This window comes from uncultured Methanobrevibacter sp. (assembly GCF_947169325.1).
Classification (GTDB): domain Archaea; phylum Methanobacteriota; class Methanobacteria; order Methanobacteriales; family Methanobacteriaceae; genus Methanocatella.
Genome location: NZ_CAMVPN010000027.1, coordinates 1 through 18,517 on the forward strand (window position 1 = coordinate 1; position 18,517 = coordinate 18,517).

Below are 18,517 nucleotides of genomic sequence, written 5' to 3' on the forward strand. Positions count from 1 at the left end.
TCGCTATCTACCATAATTTTCACACTCCTTTTGATGAATGTATTTTATTTACTTTATTGTTATTATATAAAGGTTTCTATTTTTATTACTAGAAGTAATTAAAAAATAATTCCTTTAATCTTTGTTCATATTGGTTTTGGTTTTAAATGATTTTAATGAGATAGTTAATATGCAATTTTTTCATATATTCTTCGAGGGGTATTTTCATAATAAATAGTAATAAGTTTTGAATATTTATAAATAAAATATTCACAAAACGAATTCTTTCAAATTTATATCTCATCAATATTACTTATAACTTTCAATAGCGCAGGTATTATACATTGCCAAAATCTCTTCTTCACTATGAAGATTCAAGCTATTTAAGGTTTTATTTCTTTTATCATCTAAAAAGTCTATATTAAATTTATACACACTTCAACGACTCATCCTTAAGATTTGAAAATTGTAGGTTTTTGTCTAACAATTTTGATGATGAATATGGGATTATTTAAAATAAGGGCCATCTGGAACTAGTAAACTGTTTATTTGAAGATAACAGTCTTTTTTTTGGAAAAGAATCATGCATAATTAATTATGGAACCGTAATGATTAAGGATTCAAAATTCATCAACAATAAATCGGAATACGGTGGAGCCATCTACAATAAGTCAGAATTGGATATAGCCGGCTCAATATTTCAATGCAACACGTCAGAATATGACGGCGGTGCAATCTATAATAAATCAAGATTAAAAATATTGAATTCAAGCTTCATCGAAAATAAGTCCTTTAAAGGTGGAGCAATCTGCAATGAGAATTGCCTTTTAATCAGGGATTCCAGCTTTGAGAATAATATCGCCGGCGATTCCAACCATATTGAAAACTGTAAGAATGCTCATGCAGACATTCTAAACACTAATTTTAAAGACAAATAGCTAATAAGATAACCGCCTGAGCTGTAGAGCTCGAGGCAGTTCAGACTGTAATCACTTTTGCAAGGTTTCTTGGCTTGTCTGGATTATATCCCTTATCAAGTGTCACATAATATGAAATCAATTGTAAAGGTACGATATAGACCAAAGGAGCGATGATATCTTTTACTGCAGGATTAATCTCAAAAACCATTCTTGAATTTTTAGCTATTTTTTCATCGCCTTCAGCTCCGACACTTAAAATGATGGCATCGCGTGCCTTGACTTCTTCTAGGTTAGTCATTGTCTTGTCATAATCCTCTCCAGGGGGGATAATTACAAAAACAGGAACCTTTTCATCAATCAATGCAAGCGGCCCGTGCTTTAACTCGCCAGCAGCATATCCTTCGGCATGAATATAAGTGATTTCCTTTAGTTTTAAAGCTCCTTCAAGAGCAATAGGATATGAGAATCCACGTCCAAGATAGAATGCATCATCGGCAAAGTCATATCTTGAAGATAACTCTTTAATGTATTCTCTCTGACTAGTCACTTCATCAATGTATGTTGGAACCTTATATAATTGATTGATTAAATCATCATCTCCGGCCAAAAGTCCTGCAAACAAATAAATGGCTGTCAGTTGTGCGACGTATGTTTTTGTTGCAGCAACTCCAATTTCAGGACCTGCCTGAGTTTGGATTACGAATTCCGCTTCTTCACTCATGGCTGATCCTGCAACATTAACTATGGCCAAGGTTTTCGAAGTCTTTCTTGCCTGTTTAAGTGCCATGCGCGAGTCATAGGTTTCGCCTGACTGTGAAATGAAAACCACTAATGTATCTTCATCCCAGGTCTTTGCAGTATATTTGGCTTCAGAAGCAATGATGACATCTATCGGAATGCCTGCAAGGGATTCTATCAAGTATTTTCCGCTGATTGAAGCGTGGTATGATGTTCCGCAGGCAACAAAGCAGATTCTTTTGACATCTCCAATTTCCTCGATTACTTTTTTGATATTTGCCTTTTGGCCCAATGTGTTTCTGACAGCAGTGGATTGCTCTATGATTTCCTTAATCATGAAATGGTCATAACCTTCCTTTTGGGCCATTTCAGGTGTCCAGTCAATATATTCGGATCTCCATGGGACCTTTTTACCATTTGCATCATGAATTTCAATGCCTTTTTTTGTCAATATTGCGATTTCACCTTCCTTTGGTCTGACAACATTGCGGGCATACTCAAGAACCGCAGGTGTATCTGATGCAACAAAATAGCCTTCCTTTCCATATGATACAATTAAGGGAGAATTCATTCTGGTTGCAACAAGCTTATCTGGCTCATCTTTTGCAAAAACAACGATGGCGTAAGACCCTTTAAGTTTTTCAGTTGCTTTTCTAACTGCATTTTCCAGGTCCAATCCGTTGTCCATATATTTTTTAATCAGATTTGGAATGACTTCAGTATCCGTCGTTGATTTAAATTCATGGCCTTCTTTGATTAACTCTTCTTTAATATAAGAATAATTTTCCAAAGTGCCGTTATGGACAACTGCTACGGTTCCTGTTTCATCCAAGTGCGGATGAGCGTTTTCATCTGTTGGCTTGCCGGTTGATGCCCAGCGTGTATGTGCAATTCCAAAATATCCTTTCATGTTCCTGAAATTTAGTGCACTGTCTACTGTTTCAATGTCTCCTTCTGCTTTTTTAACATTTATTTCTCCATTAAAAGTAGCCATACCTACAGAATCGTATCCTCGGTATTCCAATTTTGATATGCAGTTGAATAAAATTGGTGCCACATCTTTATTTTCTTTTAAAATGCATCCAACAATTCCACACATTTTATCGCCTCATTATTATTGTTGACTTTGAATATTTTTAAATCGGATAAAGGATTTGCTTTAGTCAACTTATATAACATTTAAAATAGAATCCTATTCATGAAACTTATTTTTCTTTGCAGCGGAAACACTTCAAGAAGTCCAATGGCTGAAGGAATTTTTAAAAATATGATTAATTGCATTGATGTTACTTCAGCGGGTTTTTCCACATATTCAGGTGAGAAAGCCGATGAATATGCCGTTATTGTTTGGAGAAAGCACTGCATTGATTTGTCTGATTTTAAGACAACCAACATTTCAGATGCAGACTTTGGAAATGCCGATTTGGTTTTAACCGCTACAGCATCCAACAGGGATAAGATAAGAAAGTTATATCTGGACATTAATGCATATACAATTAAGGAGTATGGTGGAGTTTATGATGATTTGGATATTGAAGATCCATCAGATGGCGGTTTGGGGGATTATGTGAGTTGTTTCTTTGAAATAAAAGAGGCTTTAGAGAAAATTCTAGAGATTCATGAAGAATGGAGATATTAAATGAAAATAATGTTTGTTTGCACCGGAAACACCTGTAGAAGTGCAATGGCTGAAGCAATATTCAAACAGATGGTAGAAGGTAAAATTGAAGTTTGCTCTTCAGGCATTTTGGCTGAAAATGGGAAACATCCCTCTAAAAACACATTGGAGGTCTGCAAATCCCAGGGAATTGATATTTCAAAACACAAGGCAACATACTTTAAGGACTCAAATATTAAAGACATGGATTTGGTTTTGACATTTGAGATGTATCAAAAATATAAGCTTGAAATTTACTATCCAAATCTGGAAATTTACACAATTAAAGAATTTATCAATGAATATCCATATGATATCAACGATCCATTCAGTGGGGATTATAAAGTATATGATGCTTGCTTTAACGAAATTTGCCGTGTTTTAAGGAAAGTTAAAGCAATTTTTGAAGAAAAATGATTTATCCAATGATTGTTGATGTGATTACTATTACTCAAACAGTGCATCTAGGCATAAGTTATAAATTTAAATTTTTAAAATATTGAACACTATTTACTTAAAAGAAAATATTTACTTTATACAGGTTAAATATAGTATTAAATATACCATAATTAATAAGATTGTTTTGTTATAGCAATTGTTTTGTGGTGATAAAATGAATTTCCATGAATTTGAAGAATTGATTGCCCGTGGAGCAAAAGAAATCACTTTAACCGAAGATGTTATTTTAGAAGATGATGAAGAAGAAAAGTACAAAAAAGGAATTAAAATTATAGATGATTTGATTATCGATGGGAATAATCATGTGTTTGATGCCAAAGGTAAAACACGTATTTTTCTTTTAAATTCCCAATGTATAAAAATCATTAATTGTGTTTTTAAGGGATATGATGATTGTGCAATAAAAAATTTGGGTAGGTTAGAGATTCAAAATTTAGAGTTTATTAATAATTCTACAGTTCATGTTGCTATAAGAAACACTAAATATATGGGAATAGAAAGCTATAAATTTGATGCTCAAAAACTCTTCAAAAAATCTGCAATTAAAGTTTTAGCCAGTGAAAAAGGCAAATATGAAAATTTAATTGAAGGAGGAATGGTTTTCATCACATTTGACAGAATGCCTAAGGGCTATAAATCATTTGGCGATTTGGATAATCTTATTTTATCCGGTCAAAATGAGATAATTCTGGATGCTGATTTTATTTTCACAGATGATGATGAGGCACTTTCCAAACTGAAAAATCGTGATTTACTAATTGATGGCAATGGCCATGTAATCGATGCAAATGGTAAAAGAGGAATCTTTGACATTGAATCTTCCAAAATTAAATTTAAAAATGTCACTTTTAAAAACGGATACTCGGAAAATGGTGGCGCAGTGAATAGCTCTGGTTCTGATTTGACATTTGAAAAGTGTGATTTTGATGGAAATTTGGGTTATGGAAAAGGAGGAGCAATTTTTACATCTGAAGGTTCTTTAAGTCTAAACAATACATCTTTTAAAAATAATATTTCAAAGCAGGGTGGTGGTGTATATTCACAAAAAGGCAATATGAATATATGCAATTCAATTTTTAAAAATAATCAATCTTCAACTAATGAATTCCATCATGGTGGGGGTGTCATTTTTAATTGTGAAGGAAATTTGAATATAATGGATTCAAATTTTTGTGAAAATCTAGGATGTAACGGTGCTGTAATAGCTAATTTATTTAAATCAAGTTTAAAGGTTGTAAATTCAAAGTTCAACGAAAATAAAGTAAGTCATCAAGCAGGAAAAGGAGTAATCTATAATGAGGGATCCATGAATTTAAGAAATTGCCAGTTGAATGGTAATCTTTTAGAAGATAATGATTATGGTGTTATTTTTAATAATTATGCATATGGTACTATCATAGATTGTGAAATTAAAAATAATCGTTTTGAATATTTGGGATATGATTATTCTAAAGGATTTACAGGTGTAACTAATATTAAAGGAGCTTTATTTTTAACAAATTGCATTTTAGATACTCATGATGATATTTTTAATTGTCAAGGATTGATGAATTTAAAAAATTGTATTTTCCCTATTGAATTTGCATATCCCTGTTTAAGAAATATGGGGCTGTTGCATTTTGAGAGTTATAATAGTTTATTTGATGAAAATTATGAAGAAAATGATTTTATCATGAATGATGGTTTTATAATAATCGATTCAGATGAAAAAGATGATTTAATTTTAGTTATGAATGAAGATCAATCAAAAAATAGCGAATATGATTATAATATAGTCCATAATGAATTTAATTACTGGTCATGTATAGATGCGGATTATTCTTTCGATAAACGAAAATTAATTCATTATAATAATTTTGAGGAATTGTATTCAGATTATAAATTTGAGGGAAAATTACTGGATTTAAACAATAATGATTCGCTTGAACTCAGTCCAAACTGTAATGATGGCACTTATTTAAAAGATTTGATTGATATTAATCGAAAAGAGATAATATTGGATTCAGATATAGTTTTTAATGAAAATGACGATGAACATATAATTATTGATGTTGATGATTTGACCATTGATGGAAACAATCATATTATTGAGGCAAATAATGGATCTATCTTTAAAATCACCGCTAAAAACGTTCTTTTAAAAAATATGATATTTAAAAATTCTTCTCCAAAATGGAGGGACTCTTTAACGGATAATTTAAATAATTGTAATTCTAACTTTGAAAATAAAAAAGACTATAAAAATTACATTGATTCAAAAATTAAGGAAATATTCAATGGCGGAGTACTTTATTTGGAAAATGCTTCCATCAAACTTGAAAATTGCTTATTTATAAATAATCGTGGTGGAGACGGTGCAGCGATATATGGAACTGATAGTTCTTTATCATTGAAAAAATGCAAATTTTCCAACAATTTCGCACATAAAAGTCTAATAAACTTGGATAAATCAGAGATTTATTTTAAAGACTGCGTATTTAACAATAATGTTTTGGGGCGCAATTTAATATATACTGATGTCACGTCTTTCGAATCAGAATTATTTTTTAAATTTGAAAACTGCGAATTCTTAAAAAATTCTTGCCATTATTTTATAGGTTGTGGCAGTACAATTAATGACAATAATTTTCTAAATGTATTATTTCTAAACTGTACTTTTGATTCAAATTTATATGGTGTTTTTGTTTGGAATTCAGAAACTCTTCCATTTACTCGTGATGAACATATCTATGTTCCCCTATCGACCAATACATGCTTTATAAAATCAAATTTTAGAAATAATTTGATGTTACATAACGGCAGATTCGTTGGAGAAAGTTATTTCTTATTGAACAATAATTATTATGCTAAGGATAATATTTTGGGTGATAATTATTTAATTAATTCAATCTGGAGTAAGAATGGTTTTATTTATAATGGTAAACTTAGAATGGAATTGGGAGGATTTTCAAGTAATCCTGATGAGTTAAATCATGCTAATAACTCTAAAGATGATGATAAAAAGGATGAAGATAATGATTACACTGGTTTAGGAGCATTATTCGGATAGTGTAAACATGAATTTCAAGGAATTTGAAGAATTGATTAATAGTGGAGCAAAAGAGATAACATTAACTGAAGATGTGCTTCTCGAAGATGGCGAAGAGGAAGAATACGATGAAGGCATCGAAATCAACAGCGATGATTTAATCATCGATGGGAATGATTACGCTATTGACGGATGTAGGAAAGCATCTTTATTTATCATAAATGCTTCGAATATTACTTTAAAAAATATTTTAATTAAAAACTGCTATTGCGAATACTCCGGTGCGGCCATAGATAATCGGAGTAATCTGATAATTGAAAACTGCAGATTCGTTGACAATTCTTCAGATGATTTGGGCGGATCCATCTATAATGCATCTAATTCTAATTTGACCATACAGAGTTCCATATTTGAAGAGAACAAATCGGATTTTGGTGGAGCTATTTACAATGATTCAATTTTAAACATTTCCAATTCAATTTTCAAGTCAAATAGTTCGGAGTTTGATGGCGGAGCAATTTACAATAGGGGAAACTTAGTTATCAAAAACTCTTTATTTGATAAAAATGCCGCTGTTTATGGTGGAGCTATTTATAATGAAAATATTTTAACTGTAGAAAGTTCCGAATTTAAAAATTGTATTGCAAACGATGGAAACCATATAGAAACTGAAAATAAAATGAATTTCAATATTATTGATTGTAGGTTCGACTAAAGTAAACGCTTTACTTGATTTATATGGAATTTGAATCAAACTTTAAATAACTGACTATATGGGGTGATGATATGTTTGAACTTAAGGGTAAATATGCAACAGCCAAAGTATTCTCAGATGATGTCGACAGCGACAGCATTTCACAGGTCATTCAATTTCTCAACCAGCCGATAGCCGAAGGTCAAAAAATACGCATGATGCCAGATATCCATGCTGGAATGGGATGTACAATAGGAACTACAATGACAATCACAGATAAGGTTGTTCCAAATCTTGTTGGCTCGGATATCGGTTGCGGAATGGAAGTGTTCTATCTTGATGCTGATGAAATCGACTTTGAACGTTTTGACAATATCATTCACTCCAAAGTGCCTTCAGGTTATGACAAAAGGAATGTTCCACATCATTTCATGAAGGATTTTGACCTGACAAAACTCAAATGCTACTTTAAGCTTGAAGCTGGAAGCGAAGGCAATTTCTTGTTAGGCACTCTTGGCGGGGGAAATCACTTCATTGAAGTTAACAGAACAAAAGATAATGAATTGATTTTGGTAATCCACTCCGGAAGTCGTAGATTAGGTGCCGATGTCTGCGAATATTATCAAAACCAGGCTCTGAAGGAATTCAAAAGATTTCATAATATAGCATCTAATAAGGACATGATTTACTGTGAAGGCAAACTGTTTGATGATTACATTCATGATATGGAAATCATGCAGGATTATGCTTCATTAAACCGTAAAGCTATTGCAGAGACAATATTAAGCGAATACGGAATGGATTACACTAAACATTTTACAACTATTCACAATTACATTGACATGGAGAGGATGATTTTAAGGAAAGGTGCAGTCTCAGCAAATAAGGGTGAAACTCTCATCATTCCAATAAACATGCGCGAGGGATCTTTAATCTGTAAGGGCAAGGGAAATCCTGACTGGAATTATTCTGCTCCTCATGGTGCCGGACGTTTGTACAAACGTTCCCATGCAAAACAGATGTTTTCGCTTGATGAGTTTGAAAAGGCAATGGATGGAATCTACTCAACATCCATTAGTAAGAATACATTGGATGAGTCTCCAATGGCTTACAAGCCTATTAATTCAATTGTTGAAAATGTCGTTGACAGTGTAGACATTGTTGATATTGTAAAACCGGTTTATAATTTCAAAGCATAATAGGGTGATGTATGTCTGATATTAAGTATATGAGTTTATCTTTGGATAGAATATTGAAAAATCTCAACAAATGTAAAAATATTGTTGAAAATCAGGAAGAATCGATTTCTCAATTTGAGGAAATTATTTTGGATGCATTCAACAGACGATGGGATTCAAAAAGAAATACAACAATATTTCTTGCGGGTGCAGGAAGGTCTGGTTTTGTTGCAAAATCTTTTGCCATAAGATTGATGCATCTGGGATTTTATGTATATGTTATTAATGAGTCTATTGCTCCCCCAGTCACTGATGGCGATATTATTATCATCATTTCAAAATCCGGAAAATCAAATTCTATTACTCAAATCGTAGATGATTCACAATTTTGCAATGTAAAGTTATTGGCCGTATGTGGGGACTCTGAGAGTAATTTGGCTAAGAAAGCTGATGCCAATATAGTAATTGAATCTGTTGAAGGGGACTCAGTTAATATGGATGATGATGAGATTAAGGAATTTATAGATTCATACATGTCCGTGTTTGAGCATGATGATGAAGTCAAATCCAAAATCGAAAAACTCCCAAAACAGTCTTTTGATTTTGATGACGAAAAGATTGCAGGATTCATTGATGATTTGAATGAAGAGATTAATGGAATAAAAAACATTTATCTTCCATTAGAATTGGTTTTAATGGGGACCACATTTGAGATTTCTGCTTTGGTATTGCTCGATGCATTAGTAACGGAATTGATGGCAAAATTAAATTTACGGGAAAAGGATTTGATTGAATATCACGATGTTTTAAGCAGTTCCATTTGAATCAGAATTCAAGAAATTTTAAATATTTTATTTTAGATAAATAATATTAGGGGGATTTTAAGATGGATGATTCAGACATTAATCAAACTAATGTTATAGATTCTGACGAATCTAATTTTATTTCATTAAAGCTTGCGGCTGTTAACAATAAAGTTCGATTTTCTATTCTAGAAATTTTAAGAGACAATCAGAAATATGGTAAAAATCCATTATATTCCCGTGAAATTAATTCGATTCTTTTCAATAGCTATAATATCAATATAACTCCTCAAATGTTTGGTCAGCATATGAAAAAACTTGTTGATGCTAATTTAGTTGAGGAAATTGATGTTAAAAAAGAAGTGCCTAACAAAATTGGTAAACGGACTGTAAAATCTTTTGTTTTAAAGGAAGATGCATTTGATGATTTGTTTTTAGAAATCAGTTTTTTATCAGATGAGCTTTTCACTTTTTTTGATTTATACAGGTCCAATCAAAAGTTCCATGATGACGATTACTGTGTTTTGACAATTTTCAATGGTGTTGACAAGGGAAAGACTTTTAAAATTCAAAAGGATGAAAGCGTTTTGATTGGAAGAGCAGCTAATTTTAGTGAAGATGATTTGCCATCAGTTTCTATTCTTTTGGATAATAGTTATGATACGATTTCAAGCATATCCAAACCTCATTTAAGATTGTTCTATGAAAACGATGGGTGGTATATCATTGATGAGGATAGTTTAAATGGAACTTTTATTGGGGATATTGAAGTGCAAAAAGGTGAAGCCACCAAATTAAAATCTAATTCATTTTTAAAATTATCCCGAGGTAATGGTGGTGCGGTAATTTATTGTTCTTTTAAATAAGTTTAATCACATTTGGCGATATCGATGGGAGTTGATAGAGTTAAACACCAGATAGAAGAGTTTTTTAATGGAAAATTTCAAGTTAAAAAATTTCTAGGTGAAGGGTCCTTTGCAAGGGTTTACCTGGTAAAACATAATTATTTAGATATTCTAATGGCAATGAAGATTGTCAAAGAGCCATTATCCATCACCACCAACAAAAAAGATATTTTTCGTGAAGTCACCCTTGCATGTCAGCTTAGAGATAAAAATATCATAAGTATCTATGATGCCGGGGAAATATCAAATTTTGGTGATGGTAAAAGTCATGCTTATTTTATAATGGAATATGTTAGTGGAGGGGATTTGGAACAATTCTTAAATTCTTTTTCTGAAAATAATATCTTCATGCCTTTAAATCGTAGTTTGGATTTGATTAGACAAATACTTAAGGGTTTAAACACTTTACACTCTGCCAATCCACCTATTATCCATCGTGATTTAAAACCAAACAATGTTTTACTTAAGTTCAACGCTTGTGGAGACATTAGTATTAAGATTTCCGATTTTGGGTTTGCAAAAGAGGTTACAACAAGCATTTCGGACATTGATGTTGCAGGTACAAGACCATATATGGCTCCAGAATTATTCAATAAATCAATATCTCCCAAAACGGATAGTTATGCGGTTGGCGTTATCTTTTATCAATTATTGACTAATCAATATCCTTATCTAATTGATGAGTATTCAAATGAAGATTTGATGGAGTTAAAACCATGGAAAGAGCTTTTAAATCCTCCAAGTCATTATAATAATAAAGTTTCTGATGATTTGGATAGTATTGTATGCAAATGTTTGGATTTTAATCCTGATAATAGATATTTTGATGCAAATGAACTTTTATTGGATGTTGAAAAAGTCATTGATGGATATAACTCTACACAAATCATGTTTGAAACTAAGAATCCTCGTGATTACCGTGATGAATTCTCAGAATACATTATTAATAGTTCTATTAAAGAAGCTTTCGATCTTGCAAAATGTGAAAATAAATTGCAGGAAGCTATTGAAATACTGGAAGCGGAGGTTTTGCAGGATTATGATATTCGTAAATGTTATTCAGAAACACTTAGAATCTGGAAGTCAAGACGTCCTGATATCAAATTAATTTCAAAAGCATTCACAGTTAATTTGAAAGGGCAAAATTATAAGTTATCCTGTAATCTTTTAAAAGAAGCTATTGCATATAATCCATCAATTAAAAGTAAATATCAACATTATATTGATTTATGGGAAATTTTCATCGATTTAGAAAAGCATGGAAGTTTATTTAAGTCGGTTGTTCTGCTTGAGAATTTAATGGAAAATAATAATGAAATTAATAATCTTTATAAAAATCTAATTCCCATCTTAAAGACTTATTCGGTTGATGAAATAGTTACTGAAGCACTTCGTTTAGCTAATTTAAATGATTTGACTCAGGCAGCAAATTTAATGGAGTTTGCAGTTGTTTTTGATGATGAAATTAGATTTAAATATGCATATAAGTTGTCTTTATGGAAGCAGAATATGAAAATGTTTTTTAAAAGAACAGATGCAATAAAAGAAGATACTATTGATTATGCAATTGATTTGGGAACTACTGATTCCATAATCTCTTATTTTAACGATGGTGATCCAATTATTATAAAAAATCACATAACTGGCGAGGATTTTACTCCATCTGCAGTTTTAGTTGATGATGATAATCTTGTCCATGTTGGTTTAACCGCAAGAAATGAGATAATTTCTAATTCTGATAATGCTGTTGGCGAATTTAAGCATGATATGGGATTTTCAATACCGTTCACATTTAAAAAATCTTCATGTGTAATGTTTCCTGAAGAGTTGTCTGCAGAAGTGCTTAAGGATTTAAGATTGTCGGTTTATGAGCTGTGTGGAGTCGACATTGAACATGCAGTAATTTGTGTTCCCGCAAATTCCAACCCTATAAAAACCAAAGCCATTATTGATGCAGCCAATCTCGCAGGATTTAGGTCACATAATTTGATTTTAGAACCTATAGCTGTTAGTCTCGCATATAATCTTAGAAAAGAAAATGGATACTGGTTAATCTATGATTTGGGTGGTGGAACATTTAATGCAACTTTAGTTCATGAGGATAATGGAAGTATTGAAAAGGTTGCAACTGAGGGTTTAGATAATCTTGGTGGGGATTCATTTGATTGGAAGGTTATTAATGATTTATTCCGCCCTAAAATATACCAAGATTTAAATTTAGATGATTTTAGATTCAATAATTCAAAATATTTGGATGTTTTTTCAAAACTGAAGAATGCAGTGGAAATAGCTAAGAAAGATTTGACTAAAATGAATAAAACAGACACATATGTATAAACAATCTTTTTGATGATTATGATTTCAAGTATACTTTAACACAAGATGAGTTCAAGGAAATCATAAAACCTTTGCTTAACTATACATTTAAATTATGCAGAAATTTACTAAACGATAACATATTGTCTGAAGAGGATATTGATAAAATTATCCTTGTGGGTGGATCTTGTTTAAGTCCAGTAGTCCAGGAGTTAATCGCCGATGAATTTAGCATTGAATTGACCTCTAAAATAGATCCGTTAACTGTTGTTTCAAGAGGTGCTGCAATTTATGCGGGAAGTTTGGAAAAACCACCGAGCATTGCCAAAAAGGAAAAATTTTCAGTAGTCATTAATCATAAAAACAATAAATATTATGGAAAGGTATTTTGTCTTGATGATAAATTTTCATTTTTAGGCTATTCGATTGAATTTAAAAATGATGAATTTTCTTCAGGTAGAATTCCATTGAACCTTGATGGAACATTTAATGTTAATCTGCCTTATGGGAAACTGAATATTAATGTTTACGATGGGGATGTAAAGGTTTTGCTTGATGAAAAGTCACCTAATTCAATTCGTGGCAAAAAAATGTTCATTCCATATTTAAACAATTCATTTTACATCTTTAATATTAATTCTGATTTTAATGTATTGTTTAATCAATATTTAGGATTAATTAAGGATATAGAATGGCTTAAAGATTATTCAATTTACTTGGAAGAAGATATTATAGATTATATTGATAGATTAATAGAAATGGCCAGGAGAAATCCGATTTCATTAAATCAAAGCTCAATCTATTTGGATCATTTGGAAAATATTGTCGAAGAGTTTAAAATGGATTTGGAATATTCAGTTCTTTTGGAAAATGTTGAAAATAAAATGAGAATAATAAAAGAGAATGAACTTTTTGAAATGGATGCAGATTATGAAAATTATAATCTTGATGAATTAAAAGAGTTTCATTCTAATTTAATTGAAGAATATGTTAGATTAAATAAGAACAGGGTCATTGAAGAATGTTTCATTAATTTAAAATTTGAAGGAATTTACGGCAATAATGAAGAACTTGCAGAGGACTTAATTGAAAAAGCCCATGATGCAGTGGATAATAAAGATTATGAGGAGTTATTTGACATAATTAATTTATTATATGAACTTGACGAACGTGATTAAATAAAAAACTTTCATTGATTTAAATAAAGTATAGGGTAAATCTAAATAATAGGGGTAGTTTCATGAAAAAATCAATAAAATCAACAGTTATTTTAAATAAAATTAATTTAAATGGTTTTTTAGATTTGAATTCTAAATCTGATTTTGATAAAGTCATGGAAGTGCTCAATAAATTAATGGTGGAGAACAAATATGAGCAATGACAAATTAATAGAGTTGCCTGATTATGGTCGTTTAATTGTCGTAACGGATGTCATGGCAATTTAGATGATTATAATGCCTATTTAGATTTATGGGATGAAAATGATTCAGATTTTCACATAGTTTTTACCGGAGATTTGATTCATGGAATTGATAAGAAAAAAGATGGGTCTATTGAAATTTTAGATGACGCAATAAAAAAATCGAAAGAATATTCTAATTTTCATACTCTTTTAGGAAACCACGAATGCGCTCACATCACAAATGAGGATATTTATAAACTAAATAAACCCTTGCTATTTGAGTTCAAAACGCTAGTTTCTTATAAAAAAGGTTATATTGAACCACATTTAACAAATTACATTAAATTTTTTAAAACAATGCCGTACTTTTTAAAAACAGCAAATGGACTATTTATATCTCATTCAGGCCCTTCAAATCGAATTAATTCTATAGAAGCATTTGATAAAATCTTTGAAGGATATTATTCAAATCCAATATTGCAGGAATTCCTATGGAATAGATACACGGACGTAAATGATTATACTAGAAGTGATGTTGAGAGATTTTTAGATATTGTTGGGTCTAAGTTCATGATTGTAGGGCATTGTCCTGTTGAGTCCTATGAAGTTTTTTCAAAACAGATTATCATGTCTTCAAGTTTTAATACTCGAGTAAAAACTTATCTTGATATGGATTTGTCGATGGAGTTAAATGACATTAGTGATGTGCAAAAACAGTTAAAATTCATAACTGAATAAGTTTTTATTAGAGAATATGTTGCCCAATGGTTTTTGACGTTTATTCAGTCGTTTTCAATCTAAAAAGAACTATCCTTTGAAAATATAAACATGAAATGGTGGGGATTTATTCCACATCAGTTTCAAGAAGAACAATTGATGAATTTCCAATGGATTATCAATTAATTTAAATAATATCAAAGATGCAGTTAAAGTAGTTGATATTGTAAAACCAGTTTATAATTTCAAAGCTTAAAAAAAGTTAATATATCTGAGTAAAAATATGATTTATCATTTCATCACATTATCCTCAGACTTAAAACAATAGTTTACATGCCAATTCTAAGTTCATCATTGTTTAATCTGTATCTTTTGCAAAATACTTGCAATGAAACTTTTTTACGGACATCTAGTAGGATATTATCACACTACTACAAATATATCTGATTTCCAAATACCCAATATCCAAGTGAAAAAATTATAACTCCAAGAATTAAAATTCCTAAAATTATGAAATTTATGGAAAAGAAGAAATAACCTATGATAATATATGCAATAAGAAGTATGAAACATATAAATGCCCAACGAAGCGAATTATTAGAAGTTTTAATATCCGATGCTTTTCGTTTATTAAATTTACTATCATTTAATTGAGATCCTGATACCGTATAAGAATTTCCACATCTGTCACAATGATAATAATAGGATTTAGGATCCTTAAAATAAAGATGTCTATCATCTTGTTTAATATGCATTATACTATTACATGTTGGACATTCTTTTGTATCGCTAAAAACTTCCATGTATTGGTTTTGCATAATTAAATATGATTTTTTACATTTCGGACATGTATGTATTTTCCCAAAAACCATACTATATTCATCATATAATTTTCCATCACATTCGGGGCATTCATAAGACATAATATCACCATTTTAAAATTTCAGACCTTTCCAGCAAAAGAATTACTTCTCAAAAAAATTTAATTACTGGAAAGACACCTATAATCAACTATTAGATTCATATTCTTTTTTATATTTTCTTATAACTTCAATATCATCATTAATAATTATGCTGAAAACACCTTCTGATAGAATTTTATTAATTTGTTTTACCCGTTCGTCTTTATTGACAGTTTTTTTAGTTTCTTGCAAAATACCATCATAGTTAGGCGGATGAGTGAAATCATTTTTAAATTGCAATTTAATTTCATTTCTCCAATTTTTAGTAATAAACTCTTCAAGTATTAAGATTATATCTTCAGCAAAACTATTACCTAATCTAAGATAATACTTAATCTTATCTTTATCTTTTTTCGAATCAAAGCTTTTTAATAACATATTAAATGATCCATAATTTTGATATCCGAAAGGCAAAAATCTACCTTGAACAGTGTGAGCACAATATTCATTCATAAGTCGATAATATTTACTATTGGAAATACAATAAATTGAAATAGCTTCAATTGCATTAGTTTTATCAGTGTTCCAAATATACATTAATGATTGGGTAAATATTTCATTAAGAATATGGTGAGTTAATTCATGAATAATTGTTGAAATTTGATTGGATTCATCTAATCTGTCATCCACACGAATAATATTAAATGCATAACTACCATGTTCAGCACCTTTAGTTTTATATTCAATATCGGTATATGACAAGGCTAATAAACTAATTTTTTTAAAGATACTAATTTCTGATAAACTTATATCATGTTCTTTAAGAATGTTATTAAAATTATTTTTACCGGATTCTTTAATTTTAAATAGAATATTATCATATTCTTCAACGGTTAATTGATTATCTTTCAATAGATTTAACCTTTTTTTAGTAAATATATTTTCAAATTGATTTAAATCAGATATAGTTTTGTGACCCTCTATCTTATTTAAATCTAATTCATTTAATTTATTTATTTCAAATTCTTCATCTTCTTCGATTAGATAATTATCAGTATCTTTTTGAGTATTAAAAGAATTTAATATATTCTCAACATCAAATTTATTTTCATGCTTTTCTATTTTTTTGTTTTCATTGGAAATGATATTCTCAATGTCTTTTTTTATAATTAATGCATTATAATTTTCAGGATAATATCTCAAAGCAAAATTGCAATAAATTAAAGCTTTATCATACTTTTCAGCTAAAAATAACAAATATGCTTTTCCACTCCAAGCAAAAGAATGTTCATTATTAATTTTTAAAGCATTATTAAATGAGATATATGCTTTTTCAAAATCATTTAATTTTATTTGGCATGTCCCTAATAAAACCCACACATCATCGTTATTTTTGTCTTTTGAAAGAATTACTTTAAAATAATCAATTGCACGTGAGTAATTTTTAGATTTAACGTGTTCTATTGCCCTTTCAAATAATTCTTCATCGTTCATATATGTGCCTCACAACAACTTTCATATGTTATTAAATATCTCTCTAATTCTTCTTGACAGTTTAAATATAATTATTATTTGAGCTAATCTATTTTCAAAAAAATAAATGGGTTAGTATTTTAAATAGATTTAAAATTAATTAATTTTATTGATATTCTTTTTGATTCATACTTTCCAATTCAAAAGAATAAAAATAAAATTAATTTATCTAACTGCTTCAATTTTTAATATAGATGCAATATCTAATGGGATGCTAAGTATAACTAAATAAAAGATAATTACCCCTAATACTACTCCTATTAAATATAATGGAATAAGTCCAAAAGGTCTGTACTTTGCTCCGTTATTATAATAATCAAAACCAATTATTAATTGCAACCCTCCGAACATGCTGCAGAACAAAGCAAGATAGAAGGAACTAATGCCAAAATAGGAGAAATCATATAATCTAAAATAAAAACTAAAGATAAACATTACCAAAGCAGCTATTACTGATCGTATTCCCATTTTACTTGTAAAATTTTCATCATTGAAATCCATATTTTTCACCTTAATCTCCTTCAATAAATTTAATATTATTCATTAATTCAAGCATATTGTTTATGCGCACTGATAAATCAATATCTAAATAAGCTTTATCAATTGAACAAAAGCTAGATGATAAAATTACTTGGTTTCCATAAATAAAATATCCATCTACAACCGTGTGTCCAACAACCATACAATTACAATCAATAATTTTTAAAAAATTATCCACATCATCTTCTGTATAATCATCTCCATAACGATTCCATAAGAAATCATGGAGAACATTATAGTTATAATCATTATTGAAAATTTTATTAAAATCTTTTATATTATAAATAGAGGTAGAAGGTCCTGTATGGGATATGAACAATCCATTTTCTGTTTTAACAAAAAATGGCATTGATTTAAAAAATTTCACATAATTAGATAAATACGGTTCGAGTCTACCTTTTTTTACTTTAATTAAATCTTCAAATTCTTGGGTTTGATTACTGTGGCCTTTAAAAACGGGGCTTTTAACTATATGGCTCCATTCATGATTACCTAATAATGGATGGAAATTAGGATATTTATTATACTTATCTATGGCATCTTCAATTATTTCGATTGAACCATCATTGTCATCTGTGGAGTGAATAAAATCTCCTACAAAAACTAAATGGCAATCTGGATCATCACAGTCCCATAGTTCAATATATTTTTCATAATCCTCTAAATTACCATGCAAATCAGTAACCACCAAAAGGCGACCTTTCGCTGGCAATTGAACAAATTTTTCATTTGACATAAAACAACCT

Annotated in this window: 16 protein-coding genes and 1 pseudogene; 12 read left to right on the forward strand and 5 right to left on the reverse strand. The window is 30.0% G+C overall.

Features of this window, described 5'->3' with window-relative positions; all coding sequences use genetic code 11:
• The first annotated feature begins 587 nt into the window (after positions 1-587).
• Positions 588-917, forward strand: coding sequence for a hypothetical protein (locus tag Q0W26_RS05415; RefSeq protein ID WP_298523232.1), 330 nt, complete (start codon positions 588-590; stop codon positions 915-917).
• Between the two features lie 40 nt (positions 918-957).
• On the opposite strand, the gene glmS is transcribed toward Q0W26_RS05415, so the two are convergent.
• A complete protein-coding gene (glmS, locus tag Q0W26_RS05420) occupies positions 958-2,736 on the reverse strand; it encodes a glutamine--fructose-6-phosphate transaminase (isomerizing) (protein ID WP_298523234.1) in 1,779 nt (592 codons plus the stop codon).
• 99 nt (positions 2,737-2,835) lie between these two features.
• Here glmS and Q0W26_RS05425 point away from each other — a divergent pair, with 99 nt between their 5' ends.
• From Q0W26_RS05425 to Q0W26_RS05475, 11 genes and pseudogenes are all read left to right on the forward strand, one after another.
• Positions 2,836-3,276 carry a hypothetical protein gene (locus Q0W26_RS05425; protein WP_298523236.1) on the forward strand — a complete coding sequence of 147 codons (441 nt, stop codon included), beginning with the start codon at positions 2,836-2,838 and terminating at the stop codon, positions 3,274-3,276.
• On the forward strand, positions 3,277-3,711 hold the full coding sequence (locus Q0W26_RS05430; RefSeq protein WP_298523238.1) for a hypothetical protein: 435 nt from the start codon (positions 3,277-3,279) through the stop codon (positions 3,709-3,711).
• Between the two features lie 196 nt (positions 3,712-3,907).
• A complete protein-coding gene (locus tag Q0W26_RS05435; RefSeq protein ID WP_298523240.1) occupies positions 3,908-6,802 on the forward strand; it encodes a right-handed parallel beta-helix repeat-containing protein in 2,895 nt (964 codons plus the stop codon).
• Positions 6,803-6,809: 7 nt separating this feature from the next.
• Positions 6,810-7,496, forward strand: coding sequence for a right-handed parallel beta-helix repeat-containing protein (locus tag Q0W26_RS05440; protein ID WP_298523242.1), 687 nt, complete (start codon positions 6,810-6,812; stop codon positions 7,494-7,496).
• 71 nt (positions 7,497-7,567) lie between these two features.
• Positions 7,568-8,674, forward strand: coding sequence for an RtcB family protein (locus Q0W26_RS05445; protein ID WP_298523244.1), 1,107 nt, complete (start codon positions 7,568-7,570; stop codon positions 8,672-8,674).
• A gap of 11 nt (positions 8,675-8,685) precedes the next feature.
• Positions 8,686-9,477 (forward strand): SIS domain-containing protein, encoded by a 792-nt coding sequence (locus Q0W26_RS05450; protein WP_298523246.1) that lies wholly within the window; start codon positions 8,686-8,688, stop codon positions 9,475-9,477.
• A 62-nt stretch (positions 9,478-9,539) separates the two neighbouring features.
• The gene (locus tag Q0W26_RS05455) at positions 9,540-10,322 is read left to right on the forward strand and encodes an FHA domain-containing protein (RefSeq protein ID WP_298523248.1); all 783 of its coding nucleotides are present in this window, start codon (positions 9,540-9,542) and stop codon (positions 10,320-10,322) included.
• A gap of 24 nt (positions 10,323-10,346) precedes the next feature.
• Positions 10,347-12,698, forward strand: a complete 2,352-nt coding sequence (locus Q0W26_RS05460) for an Hsp70 family protein (protein ID WP_298523250.1) — start codon at positions 10,347-10,349, stop codon at positions 12,696-12,698.
• Entirely contained in the window at positions 12,695-13,855 is a 1,161-nt protein-coding gene (locus Q0W26_RS05465; protein WP_298523274.1) for an Hsp70 family protein, read from the forward strand. Before Q0W26_RS05460 ends, Q0W26_RS05465 begins: the two co-directional genes overlap by 4 nt.
• 62 nt (positions 13,856-13,917) lie before the next feature.
• Positions 13,918-14,058: a hypothetical protein gene (locus Q0W26_RS05470; RefSeq protein ID WP_298523252.1), complete on the forward strand. Its 141-nt coding sequence runs from the start codon at positions 13,918-13,920 to the stop codon at positions 14,056-14,058.
• Between the two features lie 60 nt (positions 14,059-14,118).
• Positions 14,119-14,817: pseudogene (locus tag Q0W26_RS05475) on the forward strand (metallophosphoesterase); the annotation flags it as partial.
• Positions 14,818-15,227: 410 nt separating this feature from the next.
• Here the strand turns inward: Q0W26_RS05475 and Q0W26_RS05480 are convergent.
• The 4 genes from Q0W26_RS05480 to Q0W26_RS05495 form a co-directional block, all read right to left on the reverse strand.
• Positions 15,228-15,719 (reverse strand): hypothetical protein, encoded by a 492-nt coding sequence (locus Q0W26_RS05480; RefSeq protein ID WP_298523254.1) that lies wholly within the window; start codon positions 15,717-15,719, stop codon positions 15,228-15,230.
• Between the two features lie 84 nt (positions 15,720-15,803).
• A complete protein-coding gene (locus Q0W26_RS05485; protein WP_298523257.1) occupies positions 15,804-17,192 on the reverse strand; it encodes a M48 family metallopeptidase in 1,389 nt (462 codons plus the stop codon).
• Positions 17,193-17,396: 204 nt separating this feature from the next.
• The gene (locus tag Q0W26_RS05490) at positions 17,397-17,732 is read right to left on the reverse strand and encodes a hypothetical protein (protein WP_298523258.1); all 336 of its coding nucleotides are present in this window, start codon (positions 17,730-17,732) and stop codon (positions 17,397-17,399) included.
• A 10-nt stretch (positions 17,733-17,742) separates the two neighbouring features.
• Positions 17,743-18,507: a metallophosphoesterase gene (locus Q0W26_RS05495; protein ID WP_298523260.1), complete on the reverse strand. Its 765-nt coding sequence runs from the start codon at positions 18,505-18,507 to the stop codon at positions 17,743-17,745.
• Positions 18,508-18,517: the final 10 nt, after the last annotated feature.

What these genes read in the sequence shown, in the direction of transcription:
- Q0W26_RS05445 (WP_298523244.1), top strand. Translation starts at nt 7,568, where the DNA reads ATGTTTGAACTTAAGGGTAAATATGCAACAGCCAAAGTATTCTCAGAT.
- Q0W26_RS05435 (WP_298523240.1), top strand. Translation starts at nt 3,908, where the DNA reads ATGAATTTCCATGAATTTGAAGAATTGATTGCCCGTGGAGCAAAAGAA.
- Q0W26_RS05450 (WP_298523246.1), top strand. Translation starts at nt 8,686, where the DNA reads ATGTCTGATATTAAGTATATGAGTTTATCTTTGGATAGAATATTGAAA.
- Q0W26_RS05480 (WP_298523254.1), bottom strand. Translation starts at nt 15,719, where the DNA reads ATGTCTTATGAATGCCCCGAATGTGATGGAAAATTATATGATGAATAT.
- Q0W26_RS05470 (WP_298523252.1), top strand. Translation starts at nt 13,918, where the DNA reads ATGAAAAAATCAATAAAATCAACAGTTATTTTAAATAAAATTAATTTA.
- Q0W26_RS05440 (WP_298523242.1), top strand. Translation starts at nt 6,810, where the DNA reads ATGAATTTCAAGGAATTTGAAGAATTGATTAATAGTGGAGCAAAAGAG.
- Q0W26_RS05430 (WP_298523238.1), top strand. Translation starts at nt 3,277, where the DNA reads ATGAAAATAATGTTTGTTTGCACCGGAAACACCTGTAGAAGTGCAATG.
- Q0W26_RS05495 (WP_298523260.1), bottom strand. Translation starts at nt 18,507, where the DNA reads ATGTCAAATGAAAAATTTGTTCAATTGCCAGCGAAAGGTCGCCTTTTG.
- Q0W26_RS05485 (WP_298523257.1), bottom strand. Translation starts at nt 17,192, where the DNA reads ATGAACGATGAAGAATTATTTGAAAGGGCAATAGAACACGTTAAATCT.
- Q0W26_RS05425 (WP_298523236.1), top strand. Translation starts at nt 2,836, where the DNA reads ATGAAACTTATTTTTCTTTGCAGCGGAAACACTTCAAGAAGTCCAATG.
- Q0W26_RS05490 (WP_298523258.1), bottom strand. Translation starts at nt 17,732, where the DNA reads ATGGATTTCAATGATGAAAATTTTACAAGTAAAATGGGAATACGATCA.
- Q0W26_RS05460 (WP_298523250.1), top strand. Translation starts at nt 10,347, where the DNA reads ATGGGAGTTGATAGAGTTAAACACCAGATAGAAGAGTTTTTTAATGGA.
- Q0W26_RS05415 (WP_298523232.1), top strand. Translation starts at nt 588, where the DNA reads ATGATTAAGGATTCAAAATTCATCAACAATAAATCGGAATACGGTGGA.
- Q0W26_RS05455 (WP_298523248.1), top strand. Translation starts at nt 9,540, where the DNA reads ATGGATGATTCAGACATTAATCAAACTAATGTTATAGATTCTGACGAA.
- glmS (WP_298523234.1), bottom strand. Translation starts at nt 2,736, where the DNA reads ATGTGTGGAATTGTTGGATGCATTTTAAAAGAAAATAAAGATGTGGCA.